Origin of the sequence: Exiguobacterium sibiricum 7-3, from assembly GCF_000620865.1 — a bacterium.
Taxonomy (GTDB): domain Bacteria; phylum Bacillota; class Bacilli; order Exiguobacteriales; family Exiguobacteriaceae; genus Exiguobacterium_A; species Exiguobacterium_A sibiricum_A.
Genome location: NZ_KK211190.1, coordinates 1,918,876 through 1,943,551 on the forward strand (window position 1 = coordinate 1,918,876; position 24,676 = coordinate 1,943,551).

A 24,676-nucleotide genomic window follows, 5' to 3' on the forward strand; every position below is an offset into this window, starting at 1 on the left:
AATCGGTTTTCGGAATGCTATGCTGATAACACACTAGATTGAGAGGAGTCCTGCCATATGACCAGCTCGTTTCAAGCAGGTGTCAAAGCCTGTCTTCCGACTGTCCTCGGTTATCTCGGTATCGGATTTTCCGCCGGTATCGTCGGACGCGCCGCCGGACTCAGTCCGCTTGAAATCGGATTGATGTCTATCCTGATTTATGCCGGAGCAGCCCAGTTCATCATTACCAGCCTCCTGCTGTTAAACAGTCCATTCTCTGCCATCATCTTAACGACGTTCATCGTCAACTCCCGTCATTTATTGATGAGCATGACGCTCGCACCGCGTGTTACAAGCCGGCATCTCCTCGACCGGTTCGGGATCGGTGCTCTCTTGACGGATGAATCGTTTGCTGTCGCCATGAATACTTCCTTAAAACAACAGATCGATGCTAAATTCATGCACGGGTTGAATCTGACCGCCTACTTCAGTTGGATTGCTTCGACCGTCCTCGGTGCACTCGTCGGCAGTTGGTTTCCGGATCCGGAACGGTTCGGACTGGACTTTGCTTTGACGGCGATGTTTATCGGCTTGTTGTACTTGCAGCTTGAAAGTGAACGGTCACGTGTTGCCTTGAACGGAATTTTACTGGTACTCGTTTTCTTGTTGTTGTACATATCGATGCGCTACCTCTCACCGGAACTCGCTGTTTTGTTTGCGACGATGGTAGCTGCCAGCATAGGAGTAGTGATCTCACGATGGAAATCCGCTTAGAGCTTTTAATCCTGTTCGCCGCCTGTGGTCTTGTCACATTGATTCCACGGATTTTGCCGTTTTTGCTGATGCATGGATTGACGTTACCCCGTCTGTTGACCGAGTGGTTGTCGTTCATCCCGATTTGCCTGCTCAGTGCTTTGTTTTTTCAGAACCTGCTGCTTGCTCAAAGCGATGATTATCCCACGCTGTCTTCTCTCCACCTCGCAGCATCGGTACCGACAATCCTTGTCGCACTGACCAGCAAAAGTCTTTCCTTCACGGTCATCACCGGCGTCCTGTCGATGGCGCTGATCCGCTTTTTCCTGTAGGAGTAAACGCGAACGATACTTTTTAAACAAGACGAGGGCAGTGGATGAAACCCCACTGCCCTCATCTTTCTATAATTGAACATTCGTATCGATTTCCTTATTAAGCCGATACATCTGCATAATCTGGTGTCTGCTCAAACTCCTTTTTCGCAAATGGACAAAGCGGCAACAGCTTGATGTTTTCTTCACGTGCCCACTCGACAATCGCTTTGACCAGTTGTTCACCGATCTGTTGGTTCCGATGATTCGGATGGACATACGTATGATCAATGATCCACTTACCGCCTTTCGTATCACTGTACGTGATTTCCCCAACCACTTGATTGTCTTGATACGCTTCAATCTTTTGATCCGCTCGTTTAAATTCCATCAGGCTTCCCTCCGTTCATAAGATAAAGCACCGCTCGGACAACCATCGACGACCCGCATGACGTCTTCGACCGGCGCCCCGTCTGCTTCAATCCACGGACGTTTTTTGACATCAAAGACGGTCGGTAAACTCTTCACACAATGACCGGAATGCACGCAGACATCGGCATCAAAATAAACCGTGATGTCTTTTCCTTCATATGCCTTTTTCATTTGAAACGCCTCCTTACAAAGTAGATTAAGAGTGTCGTCTTGCTGTTTTATATCATATATACATACCCCTTTTTTAAGATGATTTGTACTTTCCTATACTTAAAATCTAAAGCTTTATTCAGTCATACGAGTTGCTCTTGTTTTAAAGAAGATAAATCAACTTCTAACCGCTGTTTGTAAATCCGCCCCTTAGGTAGTTGATCTTTTGGTGCATAAAATAATAAGCGAAATTCATTATTTAGAAACTGGACTATGAAGATATCATCAAATTGATCTAAAGTTCTTATATTCAATGAAATGAAACCAGATTTTTGAGCCGTTGTTTTTACACTAATCCTTCTTCCATTACTAATTACATCAAAACCGTGTTGGTTGGTCACATGAGCTAATTTCCCTTTCGTATGTATAGCACAAAAAAACTCTCCCAATCGACCTATTAAATGACGCAACTCTGTGGCTTTACAACCAAGAACGTTCATTTCAAATTTCAAAATATCCATATACTCTTCAAATAGTTGGGTTATGTAATTACCTTTAAGAAATTCCTGATTTTCTAATAATTCATTTATAGACAGTTGCTTTTTTCCGTCTGTCCATATCCCTACTACTTGATCATCGGGAGAATTTCGTGTTCGCGCATAAATTAATCCGTTATAATCAGCATTTTCGCCAATATATTTATACATTCCATAATTTAGATAAACAAATAAATGCTTATTAAAAGAAATTCCACGGTTTGAACGATTGTAACAATAGTCTGAAAGTATCACACTATCTTTATTTGTTCCATATTTGCGAAACAAGGCTTCTTTCATTTCACTCGGAGTTACAACTTCTTCTTTTTTATGTTTTAACATCTCTTTAAGCTGTTCATAAATAGAAATACGCTTAGTCATTGCAATCCCTCCCTAAAAAAATAAGGCTAAGAAAAGCAATACAAAAGCGTATTGACTATTCTTAGCCTGTTTTTCATTCATTTTTCATCATTTAGATTAGAACAAGACCATATACTGATCGCGTTCCCATTCCGTGACTTGCGTACGGAACATATCCCATTCGATTTCTTTCAACTCAACGAAGTGCTCTGCGATATGTTCGCCAAGTGCGTGCATGACGACATCATCCGCTTTTAAGACTTCGAGGGCATGGCTGAGCGTTGACGGAAGATCGTCAATGCCGTTTGCCACACGTTCCGGTTTGTCCATCACGTAGATGTTACGGTCGATTGGAGCCGGTGCTGTCAAGTTGTTCTTGATTCCGTCAAGACCTGAAGCGAGCAATGTCGCAAGTGCCAAGTACGGGTTGGCTGCCGGGTCGACTGAACGGACTTCAATCCGTGTCGAGAGACCACGTGCTGCCGGTACACGGACGAGTGGTGAACGGTTACGAGCTGACCATGCCACGTAGCAAGGTGCTTCATAACCTGGAACAAGTCGTTTGTACGAGTTGACTGTCGGGTTACAGACTGCTGTGAAGGCACGTGCGTGCTTCAAGATACCAGCCGTGAACGCACGAGCATCGTCAGACAGTTGCATGTTGCTGTTTCCTTCATCGAAGAAGACATTTTCGTTGCCTTTAAAGAGGGACATGTTAGCATGCATTCCTGAACCGTTAACACCGTAAAGTGGTTTTGGCATGAATGTCGCGTGCAAGTTATGTTTCGCTGCAATTGTCTTAACAACGAGTTTGAACGTCTGGATGTTATCCGCTGTCGTGATCGCATCCGCATATTTGAAGTCGATTTCGTGTTGTCCTGGTGCGACTTCATGGTGAGATGCTTCGATTTCAAAGCCCATGTTTTCAAGCTCGATGACGATTTCCTTACGGCAGTTTTCACCGAGATCGACTGGTGCTAAGTCGAAGTAACCACCTTGGTCATTGAGTTCAAGTGTCGGACGACCGTTTGCATCCTTCTTGAACAAGAAGAATTCAGGCTCAGGACCTACGTTGAACGAAGTGAACCCAAGCTCTTCCATTTCTTTAAGTACCCGTTTGAGTTGACCACGCGGATCTCCGGCAAACGGTGTGCCATCTGGATTGTAGATGTCACAGATGAGACGTGCGACTTTACCCGTTCCGTCTTCTGTCCATGGGAAGACCACCCATGTGTTGAGGTCTGGGAAGAGATACATATCTGATTCTTCAATCCGGACGAATCCTTCGATTGATGAACCATCGAACATCATTTTGTTATCAAGTGCTTTTTCCAATTGGCTGACTGGAATTTCAACGTTCTTGATTGTACCGAGGATATCTGTGAACTGTAAACGAATAAAACGTACATCCTCAGCTTTAGCGATTTTCATAATGTCTTCTCGTGTAATGTTGCGACGTGTCATGTGACAAATCCCCTCTCCGGCTCTTTTTTATATGGTAACAGGTGCTTACTTGAAAAATCGTCCGAGCTCACCTTGAATGAGTGACGTTTTTCCATGCCGCCCTGCTTCCTGCAATTCATTTTTCAGGAGTTTATACAATTCGCCATCAGATAATTCCGGACGGGTCGTAACGACCTTCTCCGCAACTCGTTCCCGTTTGACAAGATCATTGTCAAAAATCATTTTGATCCCTGCGATATTCAGTCCCTGGTCTAGATATTCCTTGATCGTCAACAAGCGATCGACATCGTTGAACGAATAGAGGCGACGTTTCGTCTCTGTCCGCTCCGGCTTGATCAATCCTTGTTCTTCGTAATATCGGATTTGTCGGGCAGATAACGCGGTCAACTCTTGAACGACTCCGATGGGGAATAGTGGCTTGGACTGTCGTGATAAGTCTGCCATTTCGTTCCTCCTTTTTCCTTACCTCATGAGAATAAACCTCTGTGAGGCAAGTTGTCAAGAGATGTAAGGAAAGTTAACACGACTTTCTTACAAGTCAGACGTCCTGCGTAACAGAGGTCTTTTCACATCAAGCTATTTTTTTAAACCTGTTGCGGCTGAATCAATTGTTGATCCATCAGTTGATTGACGGCCGAGACAATCGCAATTTTGACGTGACTGTAAGTCAGTCCGCCTTGGACATATGCCGTATATGGCGCCCGAATCGGACCGTCTGCCGATAATTCGATCGATGACCCTTGAATGAACGTTCCGGCAGCCATGATGACATCGTCCGCATAACCCGGCATATAGTCCGGAATCGGCAATGCTTGCGCATTGACTGGAGACGCCGCTTGGATTGCCTGACAAAAGGCAATCATCGGTTCCGGGGCATGGAAAGACACCGACTGGATTAAATCCGTCCGTTCCGCTGCATAATGCGGTGCCGTATCAAATCCGAACTGTTCCATCATGCTCGATGTGAACATCGCCCCCATCAGCGCCTGGCTGACCGTATGCGGAGCCATGAAGAACCCTTGATACATGTCCTGCAGCGAATACAGTGACGGACCGGCCTCGGCCCCGATTCCCGGTGTCGTCATCCGGAACGACGCGCGTTCAATCAAATCACGGCGTCCGACGAGATAGCCGCCCGTCTTCGCGAGACCGCCACCCGGATTTTTGATCAGTGAACCCGCCATCAAATCGGCACCGACATGGGTCGGTTCGATCGGTTCGACAAATTCACCGTAACAGTTGTCGACGAAAACAATCACGTGCGGATATTGCGCCTTGATTGCTTCAATTGCTTGACCGATTTCCGCGACCGGTAAACTCCGGCGCGTCGCATACCCTTTGGAACGCTGAATCCCGACGACCTTCGTCTTGTCCGTGATCCGGTCGAGAACCGCCTCAAGATCAATCGTCTCTGCCTGTTTCATCTCGACGACGTCATACGTGACACCGAGTTCTTTTAACGAGCCGCGGCCGTCACCGCGGATGCCGACGATTTCTTCTAACGTATCGTACGGTTTACCGGTGATATACAGCAGTTCATCCCCCGGCAGCAACAAACCGAACAAGGCGATGCCGATTGCGTGAGTCCCGCTGATGATTTGTGCCCGGCACAGTCCGGCTTCCGCTCCGAAGACCGATGCATAAATCCGTTCAAGGTTATCGCGTCCTTCGTCGTTGTAGCCGTAACCGGTCGACGGCATGAAGTGAAAATCACTCACTTTATGTTCCCGGAAGGCATTCAGGACACGGAACTGGTTCTGTTCCGCGACTTGTTGTGCCTTGCGAATGCCTGGTGCGATTTTTTCTTCCGCCCGCTCGACGAACGGACGAATTGTTTCATAATGCGTTAACTCTGTAAACATGCTTACACCTCGTATTGTTTCAATGTCGAGTACAGACGTGTATCTTTGCGCAAATAGCCTTTTAAGGTCACGGATCCGTCCTCTTCATATTGTTCTGTTAAATTCATCATGACTTCTTTTGCCGGATTGTAATGGGCAAACGCGTTGACCGGAATCCGGATTTCGAGATATTCGAGAATCTCACTGATCGCTTTTTCGATTTCAACGGTCAGGCGTTCGATATCCGCCGGATCGAGTGCCGAAATCAACAGTTTCCCACCTGTGAACAAGTCCGTCAGTTGATCTTTTTTATTGAAGACTTCGAGTTGCGGGATATCCCCGGCTCCAAGTTCATCGAGTACATCATTTGTTGTCTGCATCTGATTGAGATAATGTTCGCTTGACGCATCGATGACATGAATGATCAAGTCCGCCTCAAGCACTTCTTCGAGTGTCGAGCGGAACGCGGCAATCAGTTTCGTCGGCAAATCCTGAATGAATCCGACGGTATCGGTCAAGAGAATCTGCCCGCCTTCCGGCAAGTCGAACTGACGTGTCAACGGATCGAGTGTCGCGAACAATTCATTTTTCTCGTATGTGTCGGCATTGGTCAACCGGTTGAAGATCGTTGACTTCCCGGCATTCGTATAACCGACGAGCGCGATTTGGAACGTCTGGTTTTCTTTCCGGCGTTCGCGGTAGCGGGCACGGTGGGCAACCGATGTTTCGAGCTGTTTCTTGATTTCGTCGACACGACGACGGATGTGCCGGCGGTCGGTCTCAAGTTTTGATTCTCCGGGACCACGTGTCCCGATTCCACCGCCGAGCCGAGACAACTGCGTCCCTTGTCCGCTCAAGCGCGGCAGCAGGTAACTCATCTGGGCGAGTTCGACTTGGAGCTTCCCTTCCCGCGACTGGGCACGGCCGGCGAAGATATCGAGAATCAACTGGGTCCGGTCAATCAATTTGATTGATTCCGGATCTTCGAGGGCAATCCGGATGTTTTTCATCTGTCCCGGTGTGACTTCGGCATTAAAAATAATCAAATCCGGTTCAAGTTCCTGTGCCAACGCAACAAGTTCCTCGACCTTCCCTTTTCCAATAAACGTGCGGCGGTCGATCGATTGACGCTTTTGATCGAGTCGTCCTACCACGACGGCGTGCGCAGTCGTAACGAGTGCTTCGAGCTCCGCGACCGATTCTTCATAAATATGATCCGGCACACCGGGGAGCTGACAACCGACGACGATGACGCGTTCTGACATATAATCATTCCTTTCAAAATAACAAACCTTCTGCGTTCCTAATCATACCACATGGACCTGTCGTCTGAACATTTTTGGACAGGAAACATCCGTTCGGTTTATGATAGAGAAAAGCATCTTATACAGGAGGTCTGTTATGGCACGCGAACGGCTTGACTATACCTTGCCGGAATTCATCGAACGGTATCTGTTTTTCCTCAGCGCGAGCGGCAGGCAGGACTCGACGATCCGGCGTTACCGCTATGATCTGATTGAAATCCACCGTTATATGACGGAAGTCGATCAGCCCCTCGAAACGATCGACGACTTCAAGGCGATTCCGCTCGAGACGTGGAAAACGTTCATCAATGACTATCTGATTGAAGAAAAGTTGTATCAACAGGCAACGGTCGCCAGGATTGTCACCGTCCTCAATCAGCTGAACTACCAGATTCGTCAGACAAAATCGAAGCTGATCGAATATGCCCAGCCAACACATGAGCTGACACCGCACCATGTCGCGTCACTAGCCGAATACGAGCAACTGATCCGGACGAACCGTTCCGACCGGGGATTGACGGACCATCAACTCGTCGCACGGCCGTATTTGATTGACCGGAACGAACTGATTTTACGGCTCTTTTACCGTTACGGTCTTCGCGTCCATCACATCATCGGTCTGAAGATGCAGGACTTGAATTTTGCACAGCGGGAGATGACCGTTCATGACCGGCTTGGTAATGCCTACCTGTTGAATCTCGAACGTGACGATCAGGATTTAATGCTCACCTATTTAAAGACGATTCCGGAACCGGTCCGTCCCCGGTACCACTCAACCGATCCGTTTTTCGTCGCCTTTGACTTCTCGCGGATGACGTTCCGCTGGGTCTACAGTAAAAATGCCCCGAAACAATTGTCGATCGTCATGATTACGAAGATGATGCGCCAGTTAAACGAACGGTCCGATAACAAACGGATTATCACGCCGTCGATGTTGCGGAACAGTTTCATTCTCGGAACGTATCTCGAAGAGTTAACGAAAGAGGAACGGTTGACGAAGACTTGTCTCTATAAAGAAGTTTCGCTCCGGCGTTATGCGGAAGCGGTCGACAGGCTGAAGGATTTGTTGTAACAAAAAAAAAGGAACAACGCCGTAGCATTGTCCCATCGAGTAGGCGGCCCCCCGGCCGTCTTTTTTTAACGTGTGATTTCTTCCGTTTCCGCCTCTTGTTCATACAACGTCACATTCCGTGCCGGTGCGAATGTCGAGATGGCATGCTTGTAAATCAATTGTTGTTTGCCTTCTGATTCCAAAATGACGGTGAAATTATCAAACGACTTGATCAATCCCCGTAACTGATACCCGCTGATTAAAAATACTGTTGTCGGAACTGAATCTTTACGCAATTGATTTAAGAAATAGTCTTGAATGTTGTACGTTGCCTTCATAAGCCCCCGTGCCCCCTCTATTTTTATCTGTTTTTTTACTTCAGGCTACTCCGATTTAACCGCTTTCAGAAACCCTACTGTTCTATCATAGATAATTTTGAAGTTTTCTTCAAATGAAAGCCTTCCCATTTCAATCCAATTTCCGTCAAATTGATGGCGAAACCAGGTCAATTGCCGTTTTGCGAAGCGGCGGGTGTTGCGCTTTAACGCGTCGACAGCCGGCTCAATCGGCGCGCCATCCAACACCGGCATGATTTCCTTGTAGCCGATCGCCTGCATCGCTTTCGTTTCCTTATAACCGGCTGCGACTAACTGCTCGACTTCCGTCAGCAGTCCTTGATCGAGCATCAGATCGACACGCTGGTCGATCCGGGCATACAATTGGTCCCGGTCCTCCATATGTAAGACGAACAACAGACTGTCGTACAAACTTGGTTCACTGCCCGAGACTTGCGTTTGTCCGCTCATCGCGACTTCAATCGCCCGGACGACCCGTTGGACATTGTTTGGATGAATCGCATTCGCCCGGGTTGCATCAAGCTGCCGCAAACGATCATGGAGGGCTTGTGCGCCCTCATCTTTGGCAAACTGTTCCAACTCCTGCCGTAATGCCTTATCTTCCGCCTGGACGGTAAATTGATAATCATACAAAATCGCCCGGATATAAAGCCCTGTCCCGCCGACGATAATCGGTAACTTACCTTTCGCCGCAATTTCATCGATTGCCGTACGGGCTAACGTCTGGAAACGGGCAACACTCATCTCGTCATCCGGATCAACTAAATCAAGCAGATGATGCGGAATCCCTTCCATTTCTTCGTGCGTCACCTTCGCTGATCCGATGTCCATCTGTTTATAGACTTGAACGGAGTCACCCGAAATGATTTCGCCGTTTAATTTTTTTGCTAATTCAATCCCTGTCTTCGTTTTTCCGACGGCGGTCGGCCCAACGATGACAATGACGGGCTGTTTACTCATGACATCACCATTCCTAGCTTATACGTGTTTGTAGTCAGTGTATCATATCTGCCTCCAGCTCAGACACGACAAAAAAACCGCCGCCTTTATGAAAGGAGACGGTTCAATGAGTTCTGTTAGACACGGCGGATAAAGTCGTCATAGACCGCGCTAAATACACACCACCCACAAATGACTAAGCCTGTCAGCATAATTCCCCAATCAGCCATGTTTGGCACCTCCTCTGTCGTCTTTACATACCTTTTGACAAATCCAGGCGTTCGTAAACCCTTTCAAGCAGGTTTGACACCAATTACTGGAATCGCTATGATAAAAGTACGATTGTTGCGTAGCGCAGAAGCTGACCTGCATCGGCTTCTTTTAAGAGGGATTCCCCTCTTGATTCCACGCAGATGCCCGACATCTGCAAAAAGTCCCTTTTCCATTACGGAGAAGGGACTTTTTTTTCGTTTAGACTGAAATCAGTACATATCTTTTTGCGTGAAGTTCCAGAACGCCACAATCAATGCGCCAATTGTCCAACAGAGTAAGACAGCGAGCGAAAACGGTAACGTCATCCCTTCAATCGGCGGTGCTTGTCCATCCAGGTAGTTGATTAAGCCAAAGTTCACGTTGACGAGATATTTCGAACTCGTCCAACTTGAACCAAGTGTCGTCAACAATGTGCCGGAAATCAGGACGGCCATCATGATTCCGATACCGGTTGCCGTGTTTTTGACGAGCACGGATACCATCAAGGCAATCGTCGCGACGACCGCAGTGACGATCCAGGCGAGACCAATCGCCATCAACAGATATTCCCACATCGGAATCGTATGCACGAATTCCGTCGAGAACGTTCCGCTCGGTGAGGCTTGGAATCCGGTCAGTATCGGCGCGGTCCACCCGTCATATCCAAGGACGATTCCGGAAATCGCATAACAGACGGCGGCGGTCAGGGCCATCAGCATCGACGTATACAACAACGTTGTCAGCCATTTCGCCATCAAAATTTTCCGACGGCGGACGGGACGGGACAGTAAGGTCTTGATTGTTCCGTCATTTTGTTCCCCGCTGACGATATCCGCCATGATGACGATGATGAAGAGCGGGAGAATCAGCGTCAATCCTTGAGAGAAGAATATCCGGATGAAGGTTGGTGCCCCCGGATAATTCGGATTGATGTCATTATCGAGATAGTATTGATTTTGTTTTAAGTCAAACTCTAGAAACTGACGAAACTCGTCTTGAATGCTGCTTGAGGCCAAACGGTTTTGCGTATCGACGATATCTTGTTGCAATTCGACACGCCAGTCGAGTGTACCTTGCTTCTTGATTTGCTCTTGAATGTCCCGATACTGGGCATACGTAAACATCGAGACGAGGACAACTAAGATGATGGCGACGACGGCAAACCGTTTTTTCGAGGCAATCTTCATGACTTCGTTTCGGATCAGTCCGAGCATGTTCGGATTACGCAATATGATCTCCTCCTGTCAATGTGATGAAGAGATCTTCGAGCGTCTGGACTTTCCGTTCGATCGTCCACACTTCGACGCCCGCTTCAAACAATTGTTTGTTGAGCGTTGGTGTCTTGCTGGCGTCCATTAACGTATGGACGGTATTCGCGTCGACGATTTCCGAGACTTGGACGTCAGGAGACGCCGACAGGATTTCGTTCGCCTTGAAGGCATCATCGACACGCCAGTCAACACCCGGTGCAAGTGACTCGACCAGTTCCTTGACCGTTCCGACCTGGACGATTTTCCCGTAACTCATGATGGCGACACGATCCGCCAGCATCTCGATTTCCGCCAGGATATGACTTGAGACAAGGACTGATAAGCCCGTTTCATCAACCAGCTTCCGGATGAATTGGCGTAAATCACGAATCCCCATTGGATCGAGTCCGTTCGTCGGTTCATCAAGAATCAAGACATCCGGACGGCCAAGCAAGGCTTGGGCAATCCCGAGACGCTGACGCATACCGAGCGAATACGTCCGGACTTGATCGTCGACCCGTGCTGTCAAATCGACCAAATCGATGACTTCCTGAATCCGGGCTTCATCGACGTTTGGTAACATCCGTGAAAAGACTTGCAGATTTTCGCGCCCCGTTAAATATTTATAGAGCTCCGGGTTTTCAACAATCGAACCGATTCGTTGCATCGCTTGCACAAATTGTTTGCGCACATCAAAGTCGCAGACGGTGATTTTACCGGATGTCGGTTTGATTAAACCAACAAGCATCCGGATCGTCGTCGTCTTTCCGGCACCGTTGGGTCCGAGGAATCCGAATACTTCACCGGGAAAGATTTCAAATGAAATATTATCGATGATTGTTTTCTTTCCAATGACTTTTGTGACTGATTCTAATTTTACAGTTGGTTTCACGTCTCTCACCTCTTACTATCCATTCTAGCGGAATAATGAATGATTTACCTTATTGGAACACTTCAAAACCGCACATTTCGAAAAGTTTTGCTACAATCATAGTAATAGCAAAAGGAGGAACGGTTCATGAAACGATATCTTTGGCCACTTTTTTTAATAGTTTCTCTTATTTTAACGGCAGTCTTCGGGTACGGTTTTGCCAGTGCCTATAACGATGTCGTCAATCCCCCGAAACGGGCTGTCTTGACGCCGACAAAGGAAGACCCGGTTAAAAAGGGCGGTACCTATGTCGCACTTGGTGACTCCCTGACACGTGGTGTCGGTGCCTCAAACGGAAACAGTTATGCCGCCATCGTCGGTCGCGATCTTGTCAAAAATGACCGCGTCGAACGTTTCCAAAATCTTGCCGTCAGCGGTGCCCGGACGGAAGATCTCTTAAAACAATTGAAACAAAAAGAAGTCCGTCGTACGTTGTCCCAAGCAAAAGTCATCTCGGTGACGATTGGCGGTAACGATTTGTTTAATCGTGGTGAAGGGGTCGCAAACTTTGATGCCAAAAAGACAGGTGCTACAATTACAACGGCTCAAACCAACCTTGCCAAAACGTTCCGCATCTTGCGGGAAGAAAACCCGGATGCCGTCATCTTCTATGTCGGACTCTATAATCCGTTCCGCGCCAGTGAAAACGGCAAAGCGTTTGACGCAATCGTCCAGGACTGGAACGCTAAATCCCGGACACTTGGTCTGAAATACGATATCGAAATCATCGATACGTTCAACCTCGTCCGTGATGTCAAACGTGATCTTTCAAGCGATCAGTTCCACCCGAACGACTCGACATACGAAGATATTGCTAAAGCAGCCATTCTCGCAGTCGAAAAACGTTTTTAATCGAATAACAAAAAGGGTTATCCGAAAGCAGTTGTTCCGCTTCCGGATAACCCTTTTATTCTGTCCGTGCTCCATCCCGTGCGTCTCTATTTCAAGCGTTTAGCAAAGGCAATCAAGACCCACTGTAACGGCAAACGACCCCATAATCCCCAAGCCGGTAATGTTTTCCCGTTAACCGGTTTCGGATTGACCGCCATGTTGATATTCGCCGGTAAGACGGCATATAAAAACGCCGGTAACGTCTTGCGAACACAATCAACGCCCCGTCCGGACAGCAACATCAAACCGTACAGGATTTCGATGACACCTGTAACTTGGACGAAAAAACGTTTGAACGGGATGAAAGCGGGCATAATCTTAACAAATCCCTTTTCATTCCGGAAATGACCGATTCCGGCAAACAATAAACCGGCACCGTACAGAACACGTAGTACATACTTCATCTGAATCTCTCCCTTTGTGACTAAGTTTGTTACTAAGTACGAAACACATTCAGTGTACCGAACTGACCGGCTCTACTCAACTGTTTGAGATTGTTGTCGAATTATGGGGAATGATGAGGCATTTTGGAAAAACCACCGTAATTTCATTCCGTTCGATTAAATCTGATACATTAATATTAGAAAAAAACACCACATGAAGGGATGGATTTCGATGGCAGGAAAAACAAGACAACTCTTACCGGGACTTACCGGAGGCATCATCGGTGCTGTACTTACCGCGACGGTCGCCTTTCCGATTTTGATGGATCAAGAACAGCAAGTCGCCGATACGCCACTCTCAAACGGGATGCCAAAACAAATTTCGACGACGACAAGCGATCCGGTGACGAATGCCGTCGCAACGGCACAAAAATCTGTCGTCACGGTCACGAACTATCAATCAGGTAATTCGATGAGTCAGGAAGAAGCAGCAGCGGGTTCCGGCTCAGGTGTCATCTATAAAAAAGCAGACGGCAAAGCCTACATCATCACGAATCACCACGTCGTCGACGGTGCCTCTAAACTCGAAGTCACGTTAAACAATGGAAAAACACTCAGTGCCAAATTATTAGGCAGTGACGAAACGTATGATTTAGCAGTGTTGGAAGTCAATGCCAGTGATGTCCCGTCCGTCATCACACTTGGAAAATCGGCTGATTTGAAAGCCGGTCAAACCGTCCTTGCGATCGGGAATCCGCTCGGTGAGTTCCAAAACTCCGTCACCCGCGGAATCGTCAGCTCAAACGACCGGACCGTTCCAGTCGATACGAACAAGGATGGACAGGATGACTTCAATACAACGGTCATCCAGACCGATGCCGCCATCAATCCGGGGAACTCCGGTGGTGCCTTGATTAATGAACAAGGACAACTGGTCGGAATCAACTCGATGAAGATTGCCGAGACCGGGGTCGAAGGAGTCGGCTTCAGCATCCCGATTGATGATGCCTTACCGATTTTAAAACAGCTCGAAACAAACGGTAAAGTCAAACACCCGACGCTCGGTGTCTCATTGCAGGATGTCTCGGCCTTCCCTGCCGGCTATCTGCTCGATCAAGTCAAACTGCCGGAATCACAAAAAACAGGTGTCGTCGTCATGTCCGTCGAGCCGAACAGCCCTGCTGCCTCCGCTAAATTAAAAACTGGTGATGTCATCACGAAAATCAACAATGAAGAAATCAAGAGTTTTGTCGATATCAAGACGGCGCTTATTAAATCCGATGGAAATGTCACCTTGACCATCATCCGTGACGGTAAAGAACTGAACGTCTCGACAAAAACAACGACAACGGACCAACTGTAAACAACTGACAAGATACGTTTCAACCCCCTCCCATATCGGGTATTGTTTTATAACAATATCGATTGGGAGGCTTTTTTTATGTATGATTTGATTGGCGTAGGTATCGGACCGATGAATCTAGGGTTAAGTGCTCTGGCTCATCCGACACCTTTACGAACATTATTTTTTGATGAAAGCGAACAATTTTCCTGGCACCCCGGGATGATGATTAAAGATTCGATGATGCAGACAAGCTTCATTTCCGATCTCGTCACATTGGCCGATCCGACCAGTCCTTTTACGTATCTGAACTATTTACGATCCATCAACCGTTTGCATACGTTTTATTTTTATGAAAAATTACTTATTTCTCGACAAGAGTATAATTCCTACTTGAAATGGGTCTCGACTCAACTCGAAGATTTACATTTTTCTACCCGTGTCATCGATATTCAGGATACAGGTGACAGTTATGAAGTATTGGTCGAAGAAGTCGCGACCGGTAAACGGACGACTTACGAAACACGAAATGTCGTGCTTGGGACCGGTTCAAAACCTTCGATTCCGGAAAGCTTTGACAAAGGAGTCATCCACAACACCCAATACGTCATGGAAAAAGAAGCCATCCTGCAACAGGATAAAGTCAGTATCGTTGGTTCCGGTCAAAGTGCGGCCGAAATCTTCCTCGATTTGCTGACCAGTGACCGGAAAGAGACATTTGAACTCGAATGGATCTCCCGTTCGACGATTTTTGAAACACTTGAAACCGGCAAACTGGGTGAAGAAATCTTTTCTCCGAGTTACGTCCGTTATTTTAACAGTCTGCCGTTAGCCGTCAGACAAGAAGCAGTCACAAAATTCACCCGGTCACAAAACGGGATTAGTCCGGAAACATTGCAAGCGATCTATGAACATTTATATGATTTATCAAATGAAGAACAAAATCGTGTAAAAATCCGTGCCAATCTGGAAGTCGATGAGATTTCGTACGAGAACGACTTTACCATCACGATGCGGCATACGGAACTGAATGACCAACGGACTTCAAAAACCGGCGCCGTAGTCGCTGCGACCGGCTTCGTTCCATCTCTCCCCCGCTTCATCAATCGACTTGAGATCGAGTTTGAAGGTGAACAGCAGGCATGGAAGGTCGATGCCAACTACCGGATCAGCCGAACCGTTTCAACAAATCATCATTTGTATGCGACAACGAACCTCGAACTGTCGCACGGTCCGGCAGCTGATAACCTGGGCATGTCTGTTTCACGCAATCAACTCATCTTAAATGATGTCGCTGGCAAAGAATTGTATCCGGTGGAACAACATGCAACCTTCACGACGTTTGACTAATCATCGGACATATCAATAGATCCTCGGCGAATTCGCCGAGGATCTATTTTGATTATTTCTCACGGTTTTTTCGTCAGCTCGAGCGTCGCTAAAATCAGTAAGGCCGACTGCAGACGACTTTGACCGTTTTTCGCGAGCAACAGGTGAAACGCAATCAACCAATTGACCTCATCCGAAAAGCGGTTCCGGGACCGCTCCCGGTCGACGACACGCGTCACATAAATCATATCGACCCTCTCGGTTGTCTCGAGTAAAGCCAGTAATGGGAAAAGCCGGTCCCAAATCCGAAGTTCCCGTTCTTCGAGCATTTCACACCAGGCTTGGATCCGTTTCTTTTGACCGTCGAATGAAGTGGAGGCAGCTAGAATCTGTGCCGTCATCAAACGTTCGCTCGAAGGGCCCATCCATCGTTCAAGCCATCGTTCTGCTTGTTCGACCGTTTCGATGAAGGCTACCGGAAGACTTTCCGTCTCCATCAGCGTCGACGTCACAACGTATTGTTTAGCGAGATTGAGGACAGGATGCGTCTGCCGAAGTTGTTCCAGGATTGGAAATGCATCGATTCCTTGTTCGCGGTTCAAGACTTCGCCGAGCGCAAAGAACGGCCGGACAGCCTTTTCTTTAATAAAGCGTCGTTTGATATGTCGTTCCGCCTCAATGACCCGTTCGAGCAGCCGCTCCGGTTCCGAACTGTTGAGTTGGATATGCGAAATCAAGAGCGGTGTATACCGGCTGCGCAGAGCTGAAAACCGGGTCGTCTTCTGTTTGACGATCTGCATCATCCGATCATATGCCGCTTTGTCAAAAACCGTATTGTGAATCGTATATGACAAGGCAAAAAAGCGGTGGAAATCATGTGAAGATTCTCCGTGTAACGTCGAATAGGTTTCATTATAGTTTTCACAAAACAAACCGTACATGTCCCCGTCCTCCCTTCTCTTATATGTTCCCGCTTCCTGTAAAATCATTCCGCCTTTATCCCGTAGATAAAAAAGATAAAAAAACGGAAGCCATGCTCATCTTGAGGATGAGTTGACTTCCGTTTATCAGACGCGTTGGCGGTCAAGGAGTCGTGCGAAGTATCCTCCGTTTTCGACCAGTTCTTCGTGTGTCCCGTCTTCAACGATTCCGTCTTTCGTCACGACCAGAATCCGGTCCGCTTGACGAATCGTCGCCAGACGGTGTGCGATGATCAGCGTCGTCCGGTTTTTCGATAATTCAGCAAGCGATTCCTGAATGATGGCTTCCGTTTCGGTATCAAGAGCCGACGTCGCCTCATCCAGAATCAGGATCGGCGGATTTTTCAAGAACATCCGCGCAATCGCCAACCGTTGTTTTTGTCCACCGGACAGCTTCAATCCCCGCTCCCCGATCTCGGTGTCATATCCGTCCGGTAAATCAGCAATCATCTGTCCAAGGTGTGCCCGTTCTGCCGCCTCGACGATGTCAGTCCGACTTGCCGTCAAATTCCCGTAGGCGATATTATCAGCAATCGTACCAGAAAACAGGAAGACATCCTGTTGAACGATGCCGATTTGTTGCCGCAACGACGATTTCGTCATCTGCCGGATATCGATCCCGTCAATCGTAATCGCACCGTCCGTCACATCATAAAACCTCGGAATCAATGAACAAATCGTCGTTTTCCCGGCACCGGATGTCCCGACGAAGGCAATCGTCTGACCCGGTTCGATCGACAGACTGATGTCTTTTAAAATCAAACGCTCCGCTTCATAACCGAAGCTGACGTCATCAAACCGGATAGCACCCGTTAGCGTCGATACTTGAATGGCATCCGGAGCATCCTTCAGTTCTTCATCATGATCAATCATTTCCAGGAACCGTTTAAAACCGGCCATTCCTTTTGGATAAAGTTCGAGCAACGCTGTAATCTTATCAATCGGTTTCAATAAGATGTTCATATAGAGAATAAAACCGACGAGTTCGCCATAACTGAGTTTTTTTGTATAGCTTAGATAAGCTCCGACGACGAGGACAGCGAGCGTCATCAGACGTGTCGTCAGATAAATCCCGGACAAACTCGTACTCATGACTTTGTAGGCATTGATCTTCGACTGCCGGAACGTTCGATTGTCTTTTTCGAACCGCGCCACCTCATGGGCTTCATTCGTAAAGGATTGGACGACACGGATTCCGGACACACTGTCCTCGACACGCGAATTGACTTCGGCAATATTGCCGTACATCCGGTCCCATGACCGGTTCATCCGGACATTGGCATAGCTGATCAACCAGATCAGGAAGGGAACGGCAATAATCGTAACCAGTGCAAGCGGCACATTGATCGTCATCATGATCGAGAAGGCACCGAGTAATGTCATGACGGCAATGAAGGCATCTTCCGGACCATGGTGAGCGAGTTCGCCGATGTCAAACAAATCATTCGTGATCCGGCTCATGATATGTCCCGTTTTAGTGTTGTCAAAAAAACGGAATGATTGCTTTTGGACGTGACCAAACAATTGACGCCGCATATCCGTCTCGATGTTGATCCCGAGCTTATGCCCAAAGTAGTTGACGACGAACTGCATCAGCGTGCTGATGACATATAAGCCCAGTAATCCGACACTAACTAAAATAATCCAGTTCAACTCCCCTTCTGGTAGCAACGAATCGATGAACCATTTGACAGCAAGCGGAAAGGCCAGCTCAAGCAGTCCAACGAACAAGGCGGATGAAAAATCAAGCCAAAACAACCGTTTATGCGGTATGTAATACTGATAAAACCGTTTTAACATGCGAGTCCTCCTCTCAAATTATCTTTAGTGTACAGGATTACTGAAAATAATTCTCGTTTACAAATCCTGCTTCTTTTTTTGAAAATAGTTCGAATTTCTTTCTCAAAAAATATATTTTAAAAACAGGTAAATCCCCGAACTCTTATGACAAAATGGTAACAACGATTCGATTCATGATCGAACTAGATTCATCATTCGGAAGGGAGCCACACTACGTGAAAAAGACTTTTCTCACTTTGACGACACTTGCGCTGATCAGCTCAGCTACCGGCGTCGAAGCCGCATCAACGACACTCATCTTGACAGACAACGTCAACATCCGGACTGCTGCCACTACTTCCGCTCCAGTCATTACCACCCTAAAAAAAGGAACAACCGTCAACGCAATCAAGAAGACCGGATCCTGGTACGAGATTCGTCATCAATCCAAAAAAGCTTTCATCACTGCCGCTTACGTCAAAACGGTTCCAGCAAAAGCACCGACAACTACGACCTACATAACGAACACCTCGTCCGTCAATGTGCGTGAGAAAGCAACGACTGCTTCCAAATCGCTTGGTAAACTGGCGAAGAACGTCAGTCTTTCCGTTAAAAAGAAAACCGGTGAATGGTACGAAATCAATTACAAAAACAAATCTGCTTATGTCCATACGACACTGGTCACTGCTAAAACATCGACCGTGACGACAGGGTCAAAACCGCCGGTCACGACACCGGTCACACCACCTGTTTCAACGGCTGTCAAAGCTGTCGATTCGTCAAAACAATATGAAGTCAACGCAAAAGAAGGGTTGAATGCCCGTCTGTCAGCGTCAACGACAGGTAAGATTTACAAGACGTTACCGCACAAAACCGTCTTAAAAGTAACGGGATCGCTTGATAAATGGTATCAAATCCAGCTCGATGGAAAAGACCTCTATGTCGCTTCGAGTTATGTCTCAGCGACGGCTAAGGATACACCACCGCCGCCTCCTTCGACACCGGGTGTTTCGGTCACACCGGTCGACCAGTCGAAAACGTATAAAGTCGATGCGCCGACCGGCTTAAATGTCCGGACCGCTCCATCGACGGCATCGACCATCTTTACACAACTCGCACACGGATCCACTGTTCAGGTTTCTGGTGAAACAACAGGAACGTCTGCTGGTTGGTACCAGATTAAAATCGGGACCGCTTATTACTACGTTGCGAAGAGCTACATTACGACCGGCTCTGTCTCTACTCCGGTAACACCACCGGTCACGCCGCCAACGACGACGATTCCGGCATCAGGTATCATGGAAAAAGCCATCGCCATCGGTCAACAATATCTCGGCACGCCGTACGTTTGGGGTTCAAGCAGCCCTGTCAACGGTGGATTCGATTGCTCCGGCTTCATCAACTATGCGCTGAATACGGCCGGTTACAAAGTGGCACGGACGAATGTTAACGGCTATTGGAACAATGACGGCTACCTCGGTCAAAAGTTATCGAAATTACGTCAACCGGTCCGCGGCGACATTATTTTCTTCGAAAATACGTATGCAGCCGGTCCGACGCACATTGGCATCATGTTGAACAACGATCAGTTCATTCATGCCAACACACCGTCACTCGGGATCAGTCGCCTGTCTGAGCGTTACTGGACACAAAAATTACTTGGTTTTAAATCACTTTAATCCAACAGGACCAACTGGGTGATATCCCGATTGGTCCTGTTTTTTTACGTTAATTCCGCTAAGGTATGCTCAATTTTTTGTTTGAAATGACCAGGTGATAATTGTTTTGTCAATTCTTCTACTTCTGCTTGACGGTCTAATCCAACTCCGGCCCGCATCGCAAACGCGAGCGCATATAACATCATCGCGTGATCATACTCACCACCGGCCCGCCATAAGTGCGCATTCCTCCAAATTTTCGAAACGGCGCTCTGCAGATCAAATGTGAGTTCCTCTTTTGAATCATTCCACAAACAAAGATAGACTTCGAAATATCCGATGTAATGAAGACAGGCTTCAATCTCGACTTCGATCAGCCGTTCACGTGCCTCACGAATTCCGGCGTAATCCTCACGGTGGACGGCGATTGATCCTTTCGTCAAGTCGACAAGGATTTGATCAAGTGCCGTTGCTTCCGTGAACAAAAAGAAATGCCGTAATTTTTCGAGTTCAAATTCTGCTGCTTCATAGTCCTCTTCCAAACTTAAAAATAGGGCAAGCAGCCGGTGGTAGTTACTGACATCACTGTAGACACCCTTCTCCCGCATATAGCGGATCCCTTCCCGTAAGAAAACGATCGACTGACTCCAATTATCGTTAATCACACTGACACGAATCGCCTGTAACATTTGATAGTCAAGAAACGTTTCATGCGCAAGCGGGACATCTTGAAAAATCATCATCCCGTCAATCTTTCGGTACGCTTCTTCGTAGCGGCGCAGGAAAAATAAAAAATACACTTTTGAAATCTGTACTTTAATCTGTTCATCCCGCAATCCGAGCTGTTTAAATACGTCTTCTGCCAGATCGAAGTAATACAAGCCTTTTTCCGTATCGGAAAAACGTAAAGTACTTCCATACTCGTAATATATTTGTCCTTGCCAGTAAGAATTGATGGCGGGCTCCAAATACGGTGCGAGCATCACCGCAATCTGTTCCTCTGCATAATAACCGCTTGCAGCCGAATTGATTTTTTCAATCACTTGCTTCATTTCAACGGCACGCGGATCAATCAATAACTCGTCGATGGAGACATTCAGACGTTTGGCAATCGATTGTAACGCCGGTAAGGACGGTGTCGCCTTTTCGTTCTCGATCATACTGAGCATCGACTTCGTCATGATGCCGTCTGCGACATCAGACTGCGTCATTTTTTTTGCTTTCCGTACACTTTTAATGCGTTGTCCAAGCATCGGTGGCACCTCACATATCAAATAAGTTCAATTAAATTTAACTTTTGTATTTACAATCCTCCCCTGTTCCTCTAGTATAAAGGAAAGTTCAATTTAATTGAACAAAAAGGAGGGATTATGATGTCGAAAAATTTACAACGGTTGCTGTTCGGTAAGTTTTGTTCATTATTTGCCGCCAGTCTGTTTACATTTGTTGCCGGTCTGACCGTGTTACGGGAAACGTCGTCCGGGCTTCAGTTCGCACTTGTTTTACTCGCCGGGACACTGCCGCGGATTCTGTTATCCCCCGTTGCCGGTGTTCTGTCTGATCGCTGGAACCGGAAAAAAATCATCGTCACGACTGAGGCATCGAGTGCCTTCATACTCACCGTATTTGCAAGTTACGCGACCTTTTTTCCTGTCCATACGATTCATTACATGATTGTCAGCGCCCTTTTGACTGCTCTGTCGACATTTCTTTCCGTCACCTTGATGAGTTCATTGACGCGCCTGATCGATGATGCGGAATTACAGCGTGGTAATTCCCTCATTTCAAGTATCAGTTCCCTTTCCTCAATTGTTGCTCCGATGCTTGCCGGTTTCCTGTTAGCCTTTGCACCGATTCATCTCTTCACCCTCTTACCATTAAGCTTGTTTTCCCTCGCCGCGCTTTGGAACATGCGGCTGACGTTCCGGGTCATCCCTTCTGTCAGTGAAGAAAGTTCGCCTTCACTCTGGGCAGACTTTCAATCAGGCTACCGTTATTTGTTCAAACAACGTGTCCTGACGACGCTCATCTTGATGGCACTTGTTTTGAATTTCTTTTTCATCGCCTTAGAAGTCATTTATCCGATTATTTTACTCGATCATCTCAAGTTTACAGCTTTTCAGTTCGGAACGATTGAAGCGGCTTTAGGTGTGGGGCTCTTACTTAGTTCACTGATGCTTGCTCTACCTCGCTTTACAATCAAGCGTCCATTAATGACATTGTTTCAGTCAATTGCTTTAGTCGGTATGCTGTTTCTTTCACCCCTGTTGCCGTTACTCGACATCGTTCCATCGAACTGGATATTTGGTTATTTTCTTATCTTCTCCTTCACGGTAGGGTTCATCATTCTCCGGGCAAACATTCCGATTCAACTGCTCGTGCAGCGTCAAACAGACCCTGTGTACTTAGGGCGTGTCATGGGTGTCATGGAATCACTCGCGATGGGAATCATTCCGCTCGGTATGTTGTTATTCGGCTTCTTAAGTGATCATGTCTCGCTCACCCTAATACTCGGAATCAGTTCATTTGGCTTACTCGTGACGGTCGGTATCGGATTCTTCCATTTGCGGCACGATATCAAAATGGAACGCTTACCGGAAAACCAGCTTGAAACAGAAAAAACGTCCACCCCAGCGAGCTGAGATGAACGTTTTGATAGACTTAAACCGTTGCTTTGACTGCATCCATGATCAGACGGAGTGATTGTTGTTTCGCGTCCTTGTCGGCAATCATCGAAGCAATCATCACTTCATCTGTTCCGTACGAATCTGCGAGATTTTGCAACTGACGTGCGACGTCCTCGGGATTTCCGACAATCATCCGTTTCCGGTTTTCGGCAATCCGGAACTGGTCTTGGAACGAGTACTGGTAAGCGGCTGCTTCCTCCGGAGTCGGTGTGCCTGTTGACGAGACACCTTTCTCAAGCAGGAGCAAAGACAAATCAAGACTCGAAGCCAAACGTTCCGCTTCTTCCGTCGTTTCGGCACACGTTACGAAAATTGAGACAAGTGTTTGCGGTGTCGCGTTGAACGACGTCGCCATGAAGTTATGACGGTAGTAATCCATCACTTCCTGCCCGCCTTGTCCGTTGATGAAGTGGGCAAAGGCGAATCCGAATCCGCGTTGCGCGGCATTCAAGGCACTGCCGCCGCTTGATCCGAGCAACCAGGCTTCTGGTGTCGTATCGACTTCCGGTGTTGCGACGAGTCCTGCAAACCGGTGATCAGCCGGTGCCCCGTCTTTTAAATAATCGACGAGATCATCGAGTTGTGCGCCGTAGTCGGCTCCACCGAACCGCGGTGACGACCCTTCCTGGAGTGCGCGGGTTGCGAGCGGCATGCCGCCCGGTGCCCGACCGAGTCCCAAATCAATCCGGTTCGGTGCAAGACCTTCGAGGACACGGAAGTTCTCGGCGACTTTATACGGGCTGTAATGCGGTAGCATGACGCCACCTGAACCGAGACGGATCTGTTTCGTAACGGCAGCCATGTAGGCGATCAGAACTTCCGGGCTTGATCCGGCAAGTGTTTTCGCAAAGTGATGTTCCGATACCCATAACCGCGTATAACCGAGTTCATCGGCAATCTTCGCAAGTTCAACCGTTTCATGTAAAGCTTCTGATGGCGTCTGTCCTTTTGAGACCGGCGACTGGTCTAAAATACTTAATTTCATCTATAATCTCTCCCTATGATGTTGACTTCATGCCTAAACTGTACGCCTGTCGGATAATCGAATGCAATAAAACTGCCTGTTTACCGGATGGCGACGTTTTCAATTTGAAATTCAGGGAACATTCTTAAAGTAGCCGCAACAAAAACTTAAAGGATGAGGTGTTTTTCATGTCAACGAATCATACATCAAACCAAGAAGCTGTCGAAACGGTCAAAAAATTAATCGATAAAATCGAAACGGCGATGCTGACGACCGTCTCTGATGAAGGTCTTGTCTCACGTCCAATGCAAACTCAGGATATCGAGTTCGATGGCGATCTCTGGTTCCTTACATCAAAAGAAACAGGCAAATATAACGAAATTCTTAAAAATCCGAACGTCAACGTCGCGTATGTCGACAAATCATATGTCTCAATTCGCGGGAAAGCGGAATTCGTCGAAGACGTGGCCCGTAAAAAAGAACTGTGGAGCCCACGTTATGAAGCGTACCTCGGTACGACATACGAAGATCCAAAAGTCGTCTTGATTAAGGTCAACACGGAAGGCGCTGAATATTGGGAAACTGGAAATACAACAAAATCCGTCAAACAACTGTTGAAAAAAGCAGTCGGCAACGATGACTCAAACGAAATCAACAAAAAAGTAGATTTAACGTAAGTCTCTTTTAGACCAAATCGTCTTTCGACGATTTGGTCTTTTTTTGTTCGAATTGGTTTTAACGGGACCATCTGGTG

The 24,676-nt window shown here is 47.3% G+C and carries 25 protein-coding genes; 9 read left to right on the forward strand and 16 right to left on the reverse strand.

Annotation, left to right across the window (positions count from 1 at the left end):
• Nucleotides 1-57 precede the first annotated feature (57 nt).
• A complete protein-coding gene (locus P402_RS0111030) occupies nucleotides 58-753 on the forward strand; it encodes an AzlC family ABC transporter permease (protein ID WP_026828742.1) in 696 nt (231 codons plus the stop codon).
• Entirely contained in the window at nucleotides 738-1,064 is a 327-nt protein-coding gene (locus tag P402_RS0111035; RefSeq protein ID WP_026828743.1) for an AzlD domain-containing protein, read from the forward strand. The genes P402_RS0111030 and P402_RS0111035 overlap by 16 nt, the downstream gene beginning before the upstream one ends.
• A 100-nt stretch (nucleotides 1,065-1,164) precedes the next feature.
• Here P402_RS0111035 and P402_RS0111040 read toward each other — a convergent pair whose 3' ends face one another.
• From P402_RS0111040 to hflX, 7 genes are all read right to left on the reverse strand, one after another.
• Nucleotides 1,165-1,434, reverse strand: coding sequence for a GNAT family N-acetyltransferase (locus P402_RS0111040; RefSeq protein WP_026828744.1), 270 nt, complete (start codon nucleotides 1,432-1,434; stop codon nucleotides 1,165-1,167).
• Nucleotides 1,434-1,646 (reverse strand): (4Fe-4S)-binding protein, encoded by a 213-nt coding sequence (locus P402_RS0111045; RefSeq protein ID WP_026828745.1) that lies wholly within the window; start codon nucleotides 1,644-1,646, stop codon nucleotides 1,434-1,436. Before P402_RS0111045 ends, P402_RS0111040 begins: the two co-directional genes overlap by 1 nt.
• A 122-nt stretch (nucleotides 1,647-1,768) precedes the next feature.
• Entirely contained in the window at nucleotides 1,769-2,530 is a 762-nt protein-coding gene (locus tag P402_RS0111050) for a DUF7225 domain-containing protein (RefSeq protein ID WP_026828746.1), read from the reverse strand.
• A gap of 108 nt (nucleotides 2,531-2,638) precedes the next feature.
• Nucleotides 2,639-3,985 carry a type I glutamate--ammonia ligase gene (glnA, locus tag P402_RS0111055; RefSeq protein ID WP_026828747.1) on the reverse strand — a complete coding sequence of 449 codons (1,347 nt, stop codon included), beginning with the start codon at nucleotides 3,983-3,985 and terminating at the stop codon, nucleotides 2,639-2,641.
• 45 nt (nucleotides 3,986-4,030) lie between these two features.
• Entirely contained in the window at nucleotides 4,031-4,429 is a 399-nt protein-coding gene (locus P402_RS0111060; RefSeq protein WP_026828748.1) for a MerR family transcriptional regulator, read from the reverse strand.
• A 140-nt stretch (nucleotides 4,430-4,569) separates the two neighbouring features.
• Nucleotides 4,570-5,847, reverse strand: a complete 1,278-nt coding sequence (locus P402_RS0111065) for a methionine gamma-lyase family protein (protein ID WP_026828749.1) — start codon at nucleotides 5,845-5,847, stop codon at nucleotides 4,570-4,572.
• 2 nt (nucleotides 5,848-5,849) lie between these two features.
• On the reverse strand, nucleotides 5,850-7,091 hold the full coding sequence (gene hflX / locus P402_RS0111070) for a GTPase HflX (protein WP_026828750.1): 1,242 nt from the start codon (nucleotides 7,089-7,091) through the stop codon (nucleotides 5,850-5,852).
• Nucleotides 7,092-7,227: 136 nt separating this feature from the next.
• On the opposite strand from hflX, the gene P402_RS0111075 reads away from it, so the two are divergent.
• The gene (locus P402_RS0111075) at nucleotides 7,228-8,202 is read left to right on the forward strand and encodes a tyrosine-type recombinase/integrase (RefSeq protein ID WP_026828751.1); all 975 of its coding nucleotides are present in this window, start codon (nucleotides 7,228-7,230) and stop codon (nucleotides 8,200-8,202) included.
• A 65-nt stretch (nucleotides 8,203-8,267) separates the two neighbouring features.
• On the opposite strand, the gene hfq is transcribed toward P402_RS0111075, so the two are convergent.
• The 4 genes from hfq to P402_RS0111100 all read right to left on the reverse strand — a co-directional run bounded on the left by hfq (nucleotide 8,268) and on the right by P402_RS0111100 (nucleotide 11,870).
• A complete protein-coding gene (gene hfq, locus P402_RS0111080; protein WP_026828752.1) occupies nucleotides 8,268-8,519 on the reverse strand; it encodes an RNA chaperone Hfq in 252 nt (83 codons plus the stop codon).
• A gap of 45 nt (nucleotides 8,520-8,564) precedes the next feature.
• Nucleotides 8,565-9,497 carry a tRNA (adenosine(37)-N6)-dimethylallyltransferase MiaA gene (miaA, locus tag P402_RS0111085; RefSeq protein WP_026828753.1) on the reverse strand — a complete coding sequence of 311 codons (933 nt, stop codon included), beginning with the start codon at nucleotides 9,495-9,497 and terminating at the stop codon, nucleotides 8,565-8,567.
• A gap of 461 nt (nucleotides 9,498-9,958) precedes the next feature.
• Entirely contained in the window at nucleotides 9,959-10,957 is a 999-nt protein-coding gene (locus P402_RS0111095) for an ABC transporter permease (protein ID WP_026828754.1), read from the reverse strand.
• Nucleotides 10,950-11,870: an ABC transporter ATP-binding protein gene (locus tag P402_RS0111100; RefSeq protein ID WP_026828755.1), complete on the reverse strand. Its 921-nt coding sequence runs from the start codon at nucleotides 11,868-11,870 to the stop codon at nucleotides 10,950-10,952. The genes P402_RS0111095 and P402_RS0111100 overlap by 8 nt, the downstream gene beginning before the upstream one ends.
• Before the next feature lie 126 nt (nucleotides 11,871-11,996).
• On the opposite strand from P402_RS0111100, the gene P402_RS0111105 reads away from it, so the two are divergent.
• Nucleotides 11,997-12,761 (forward strand): SGNH/GDSL hydrolase family protein, encoded by a 765-nt coding sequence (locus P402_RS0111105; RefSeq protein WP_026828756.1) that lies wholly within the window; start codon nucleotides 11,997-11,999, stop codon nucleotides 12,759-12,761.
• Between the two features lie 86 nt (nucleotides 12,762-12,847).
• Here P402_RS0111105 and P402_RS0111110 read toward each other — a convergent pair whose 3' ends face one another.
• Nucleotides 12,848-13,204 (reverse strand): DoxX family protein, encoded by a 357-nt coding sequence (locus P402_RS0111110; protein ID WP_026828757.1) that lies wholly within the window; start codon nucleotides 13,202-13,204, stop codon nucleotides 12,848-12,850.
• A 193-nt stretch (nucleotides 13,205-13,397) separates the two neighbouring features.
• Here P402_RS0111110 and P402_RS0111115 point away from each other — a divergent pair, with 193 nt between their 5' ends.
• Nucleotides 13,398-14,546, forward strand: coding sequence for a S1C family serine protease (locus P402_RS0111115; RefSeq protein WP_235188868.1), 1,149 nt, complete (start codon nucleotides 13,398-13,400; stop codon nucleotides 14,544-14,546).
• Nucleotides 14,547-14,624: 78 nt separating this feature from the next.
• Nucleotides 14,625-15,875: a lysine N(6)-hydroxylase/L-ornithine N(5)-oxygenase family protein gene (locus P402_RS0111120; RefSeq protein ID WP_026828759.1), complete on the forward strand. Its 1,251-nt coding sequence runs from the start codon at nucleotides 14,625-14,627 to the stop codon at nucleotides 15,873-15,875.
• A 59-nt stretch (nucleotides 15,876-15,934) separates the two neighbouring features.
• Here the strand turns inward: P402_RS0111120 and P402_RS0111125 are convergent, their stop codons facing one another.
• Both P402_RS0111125 and P402_RS0111130 read right to left on the reverse strand, forming a co-directional pair.
• Entirely contained in the window at nucleotides 15,935-16,795 is an 861-nt protein-coding gene (locus tag P402_RS0111125) for a DUF4003 family protein (RefSeq protein ID WP_026828760.1), read from the reverse strand.
• A gap of 126 nt (nucleotides 16,796-16,921) precedes the next feature.
• Complete coding sequence (locus P402_RS0111130; RefSeq protein ID WP_026828761.1) at nucleotides 16,922-18,634, reverse strand: ABC transporter ATP-binding protein; 1,713 nt, start codon at nucleotides 18,632-18,634, stop codon at nucleotides 16,922-16,924.
• 215 nt (nucleotides 18,635-18,849) lie between these two features.
• Here P402_RS0111130 and P402_RS0111135 point away from each other — a divergent pair, with 215 nt between their 5' ends.
• Nucleotides 18,850-20,292, forward strand: coding sequence for a C40 family peptidase (locus tag P402_RS0111135; RefSeq protein WP_026828762.1), 1,443 nt, complete (start codon nucleotides 18,850-18,852; stop codon nucleotides 20,290-20,292).
• Between the two features lie 44 nt (nucleotides 20,293-20,336).
• On the opposite strand, the gene P402_RS0111140 is transcribed toward P402_RS0111135, so the two are convergent.
• Nucleotides 20,337-21,524: a helix-turn-helix domain-containing protein gene (locus tag P402_RS0111140; protein WP_026828763.1), complete on the reverse strand. Its 1,188-nt coding sequence runs from the start codon at nucleotides 21,522-21,524 to the stop codon at nucleotides 20,337-20,339.
• 120 nt (nucleotides 21,525-21,644) lie between these two features.
• On the opposite strand from P402_RS0111140, the gene P402_RS0111145 reads away from it, so the two are divergent.
• Nucleotides 21,645-22,913 (forward strand): MFS transporter, encoded by a 1,269-nt coding sequence (locus P402_RS0111145; protein WP_026828764.1) that lies wholly within the window; start codon nucleotides 21,645-21,647, stop codon nucleotides 22,911-22,913.
• 19 nt (nucleotides 22,914-22,932) lie between these two features.
• On the opposite strand, the gene P402_RS0111150 is transcribed toward P402_RS0111145, so the two are convergent.
• Nucleotides 22,933-23,943 (reverse strand): LLM class flavin-dependent oxidoreductase, encoded by a 1,011-nt coding sequence (locus P402_RS0111150; protein ID WP_026828765.1) that lies wholly within the window; start codon nucleotides 23,941-23,943, stop codon nucleotides 22,933-22,935.
• Between the two features lie 167 nt (nucleotides 23,944-24,110).
• Between P402_RS0111150 and P402_RS0111155 the strand changes: the two genes are divergently transcribed.
• The gene (locus P402_RS0111155) at nucleotides 24,111-24,599 is read left to right on the forward strand and encodes a pyridoxamine 5'-phosphate oxidase family protein (protein WP_026828766.1); all 489 of its coding nucleotides are present in this window, start codon (nucleotides 24,111-24,113) and stop codon (nucleotides 24,597-24,599) included.
• Nucleotides 24,600-24,676: the final 77 nt, after the last annotated feature.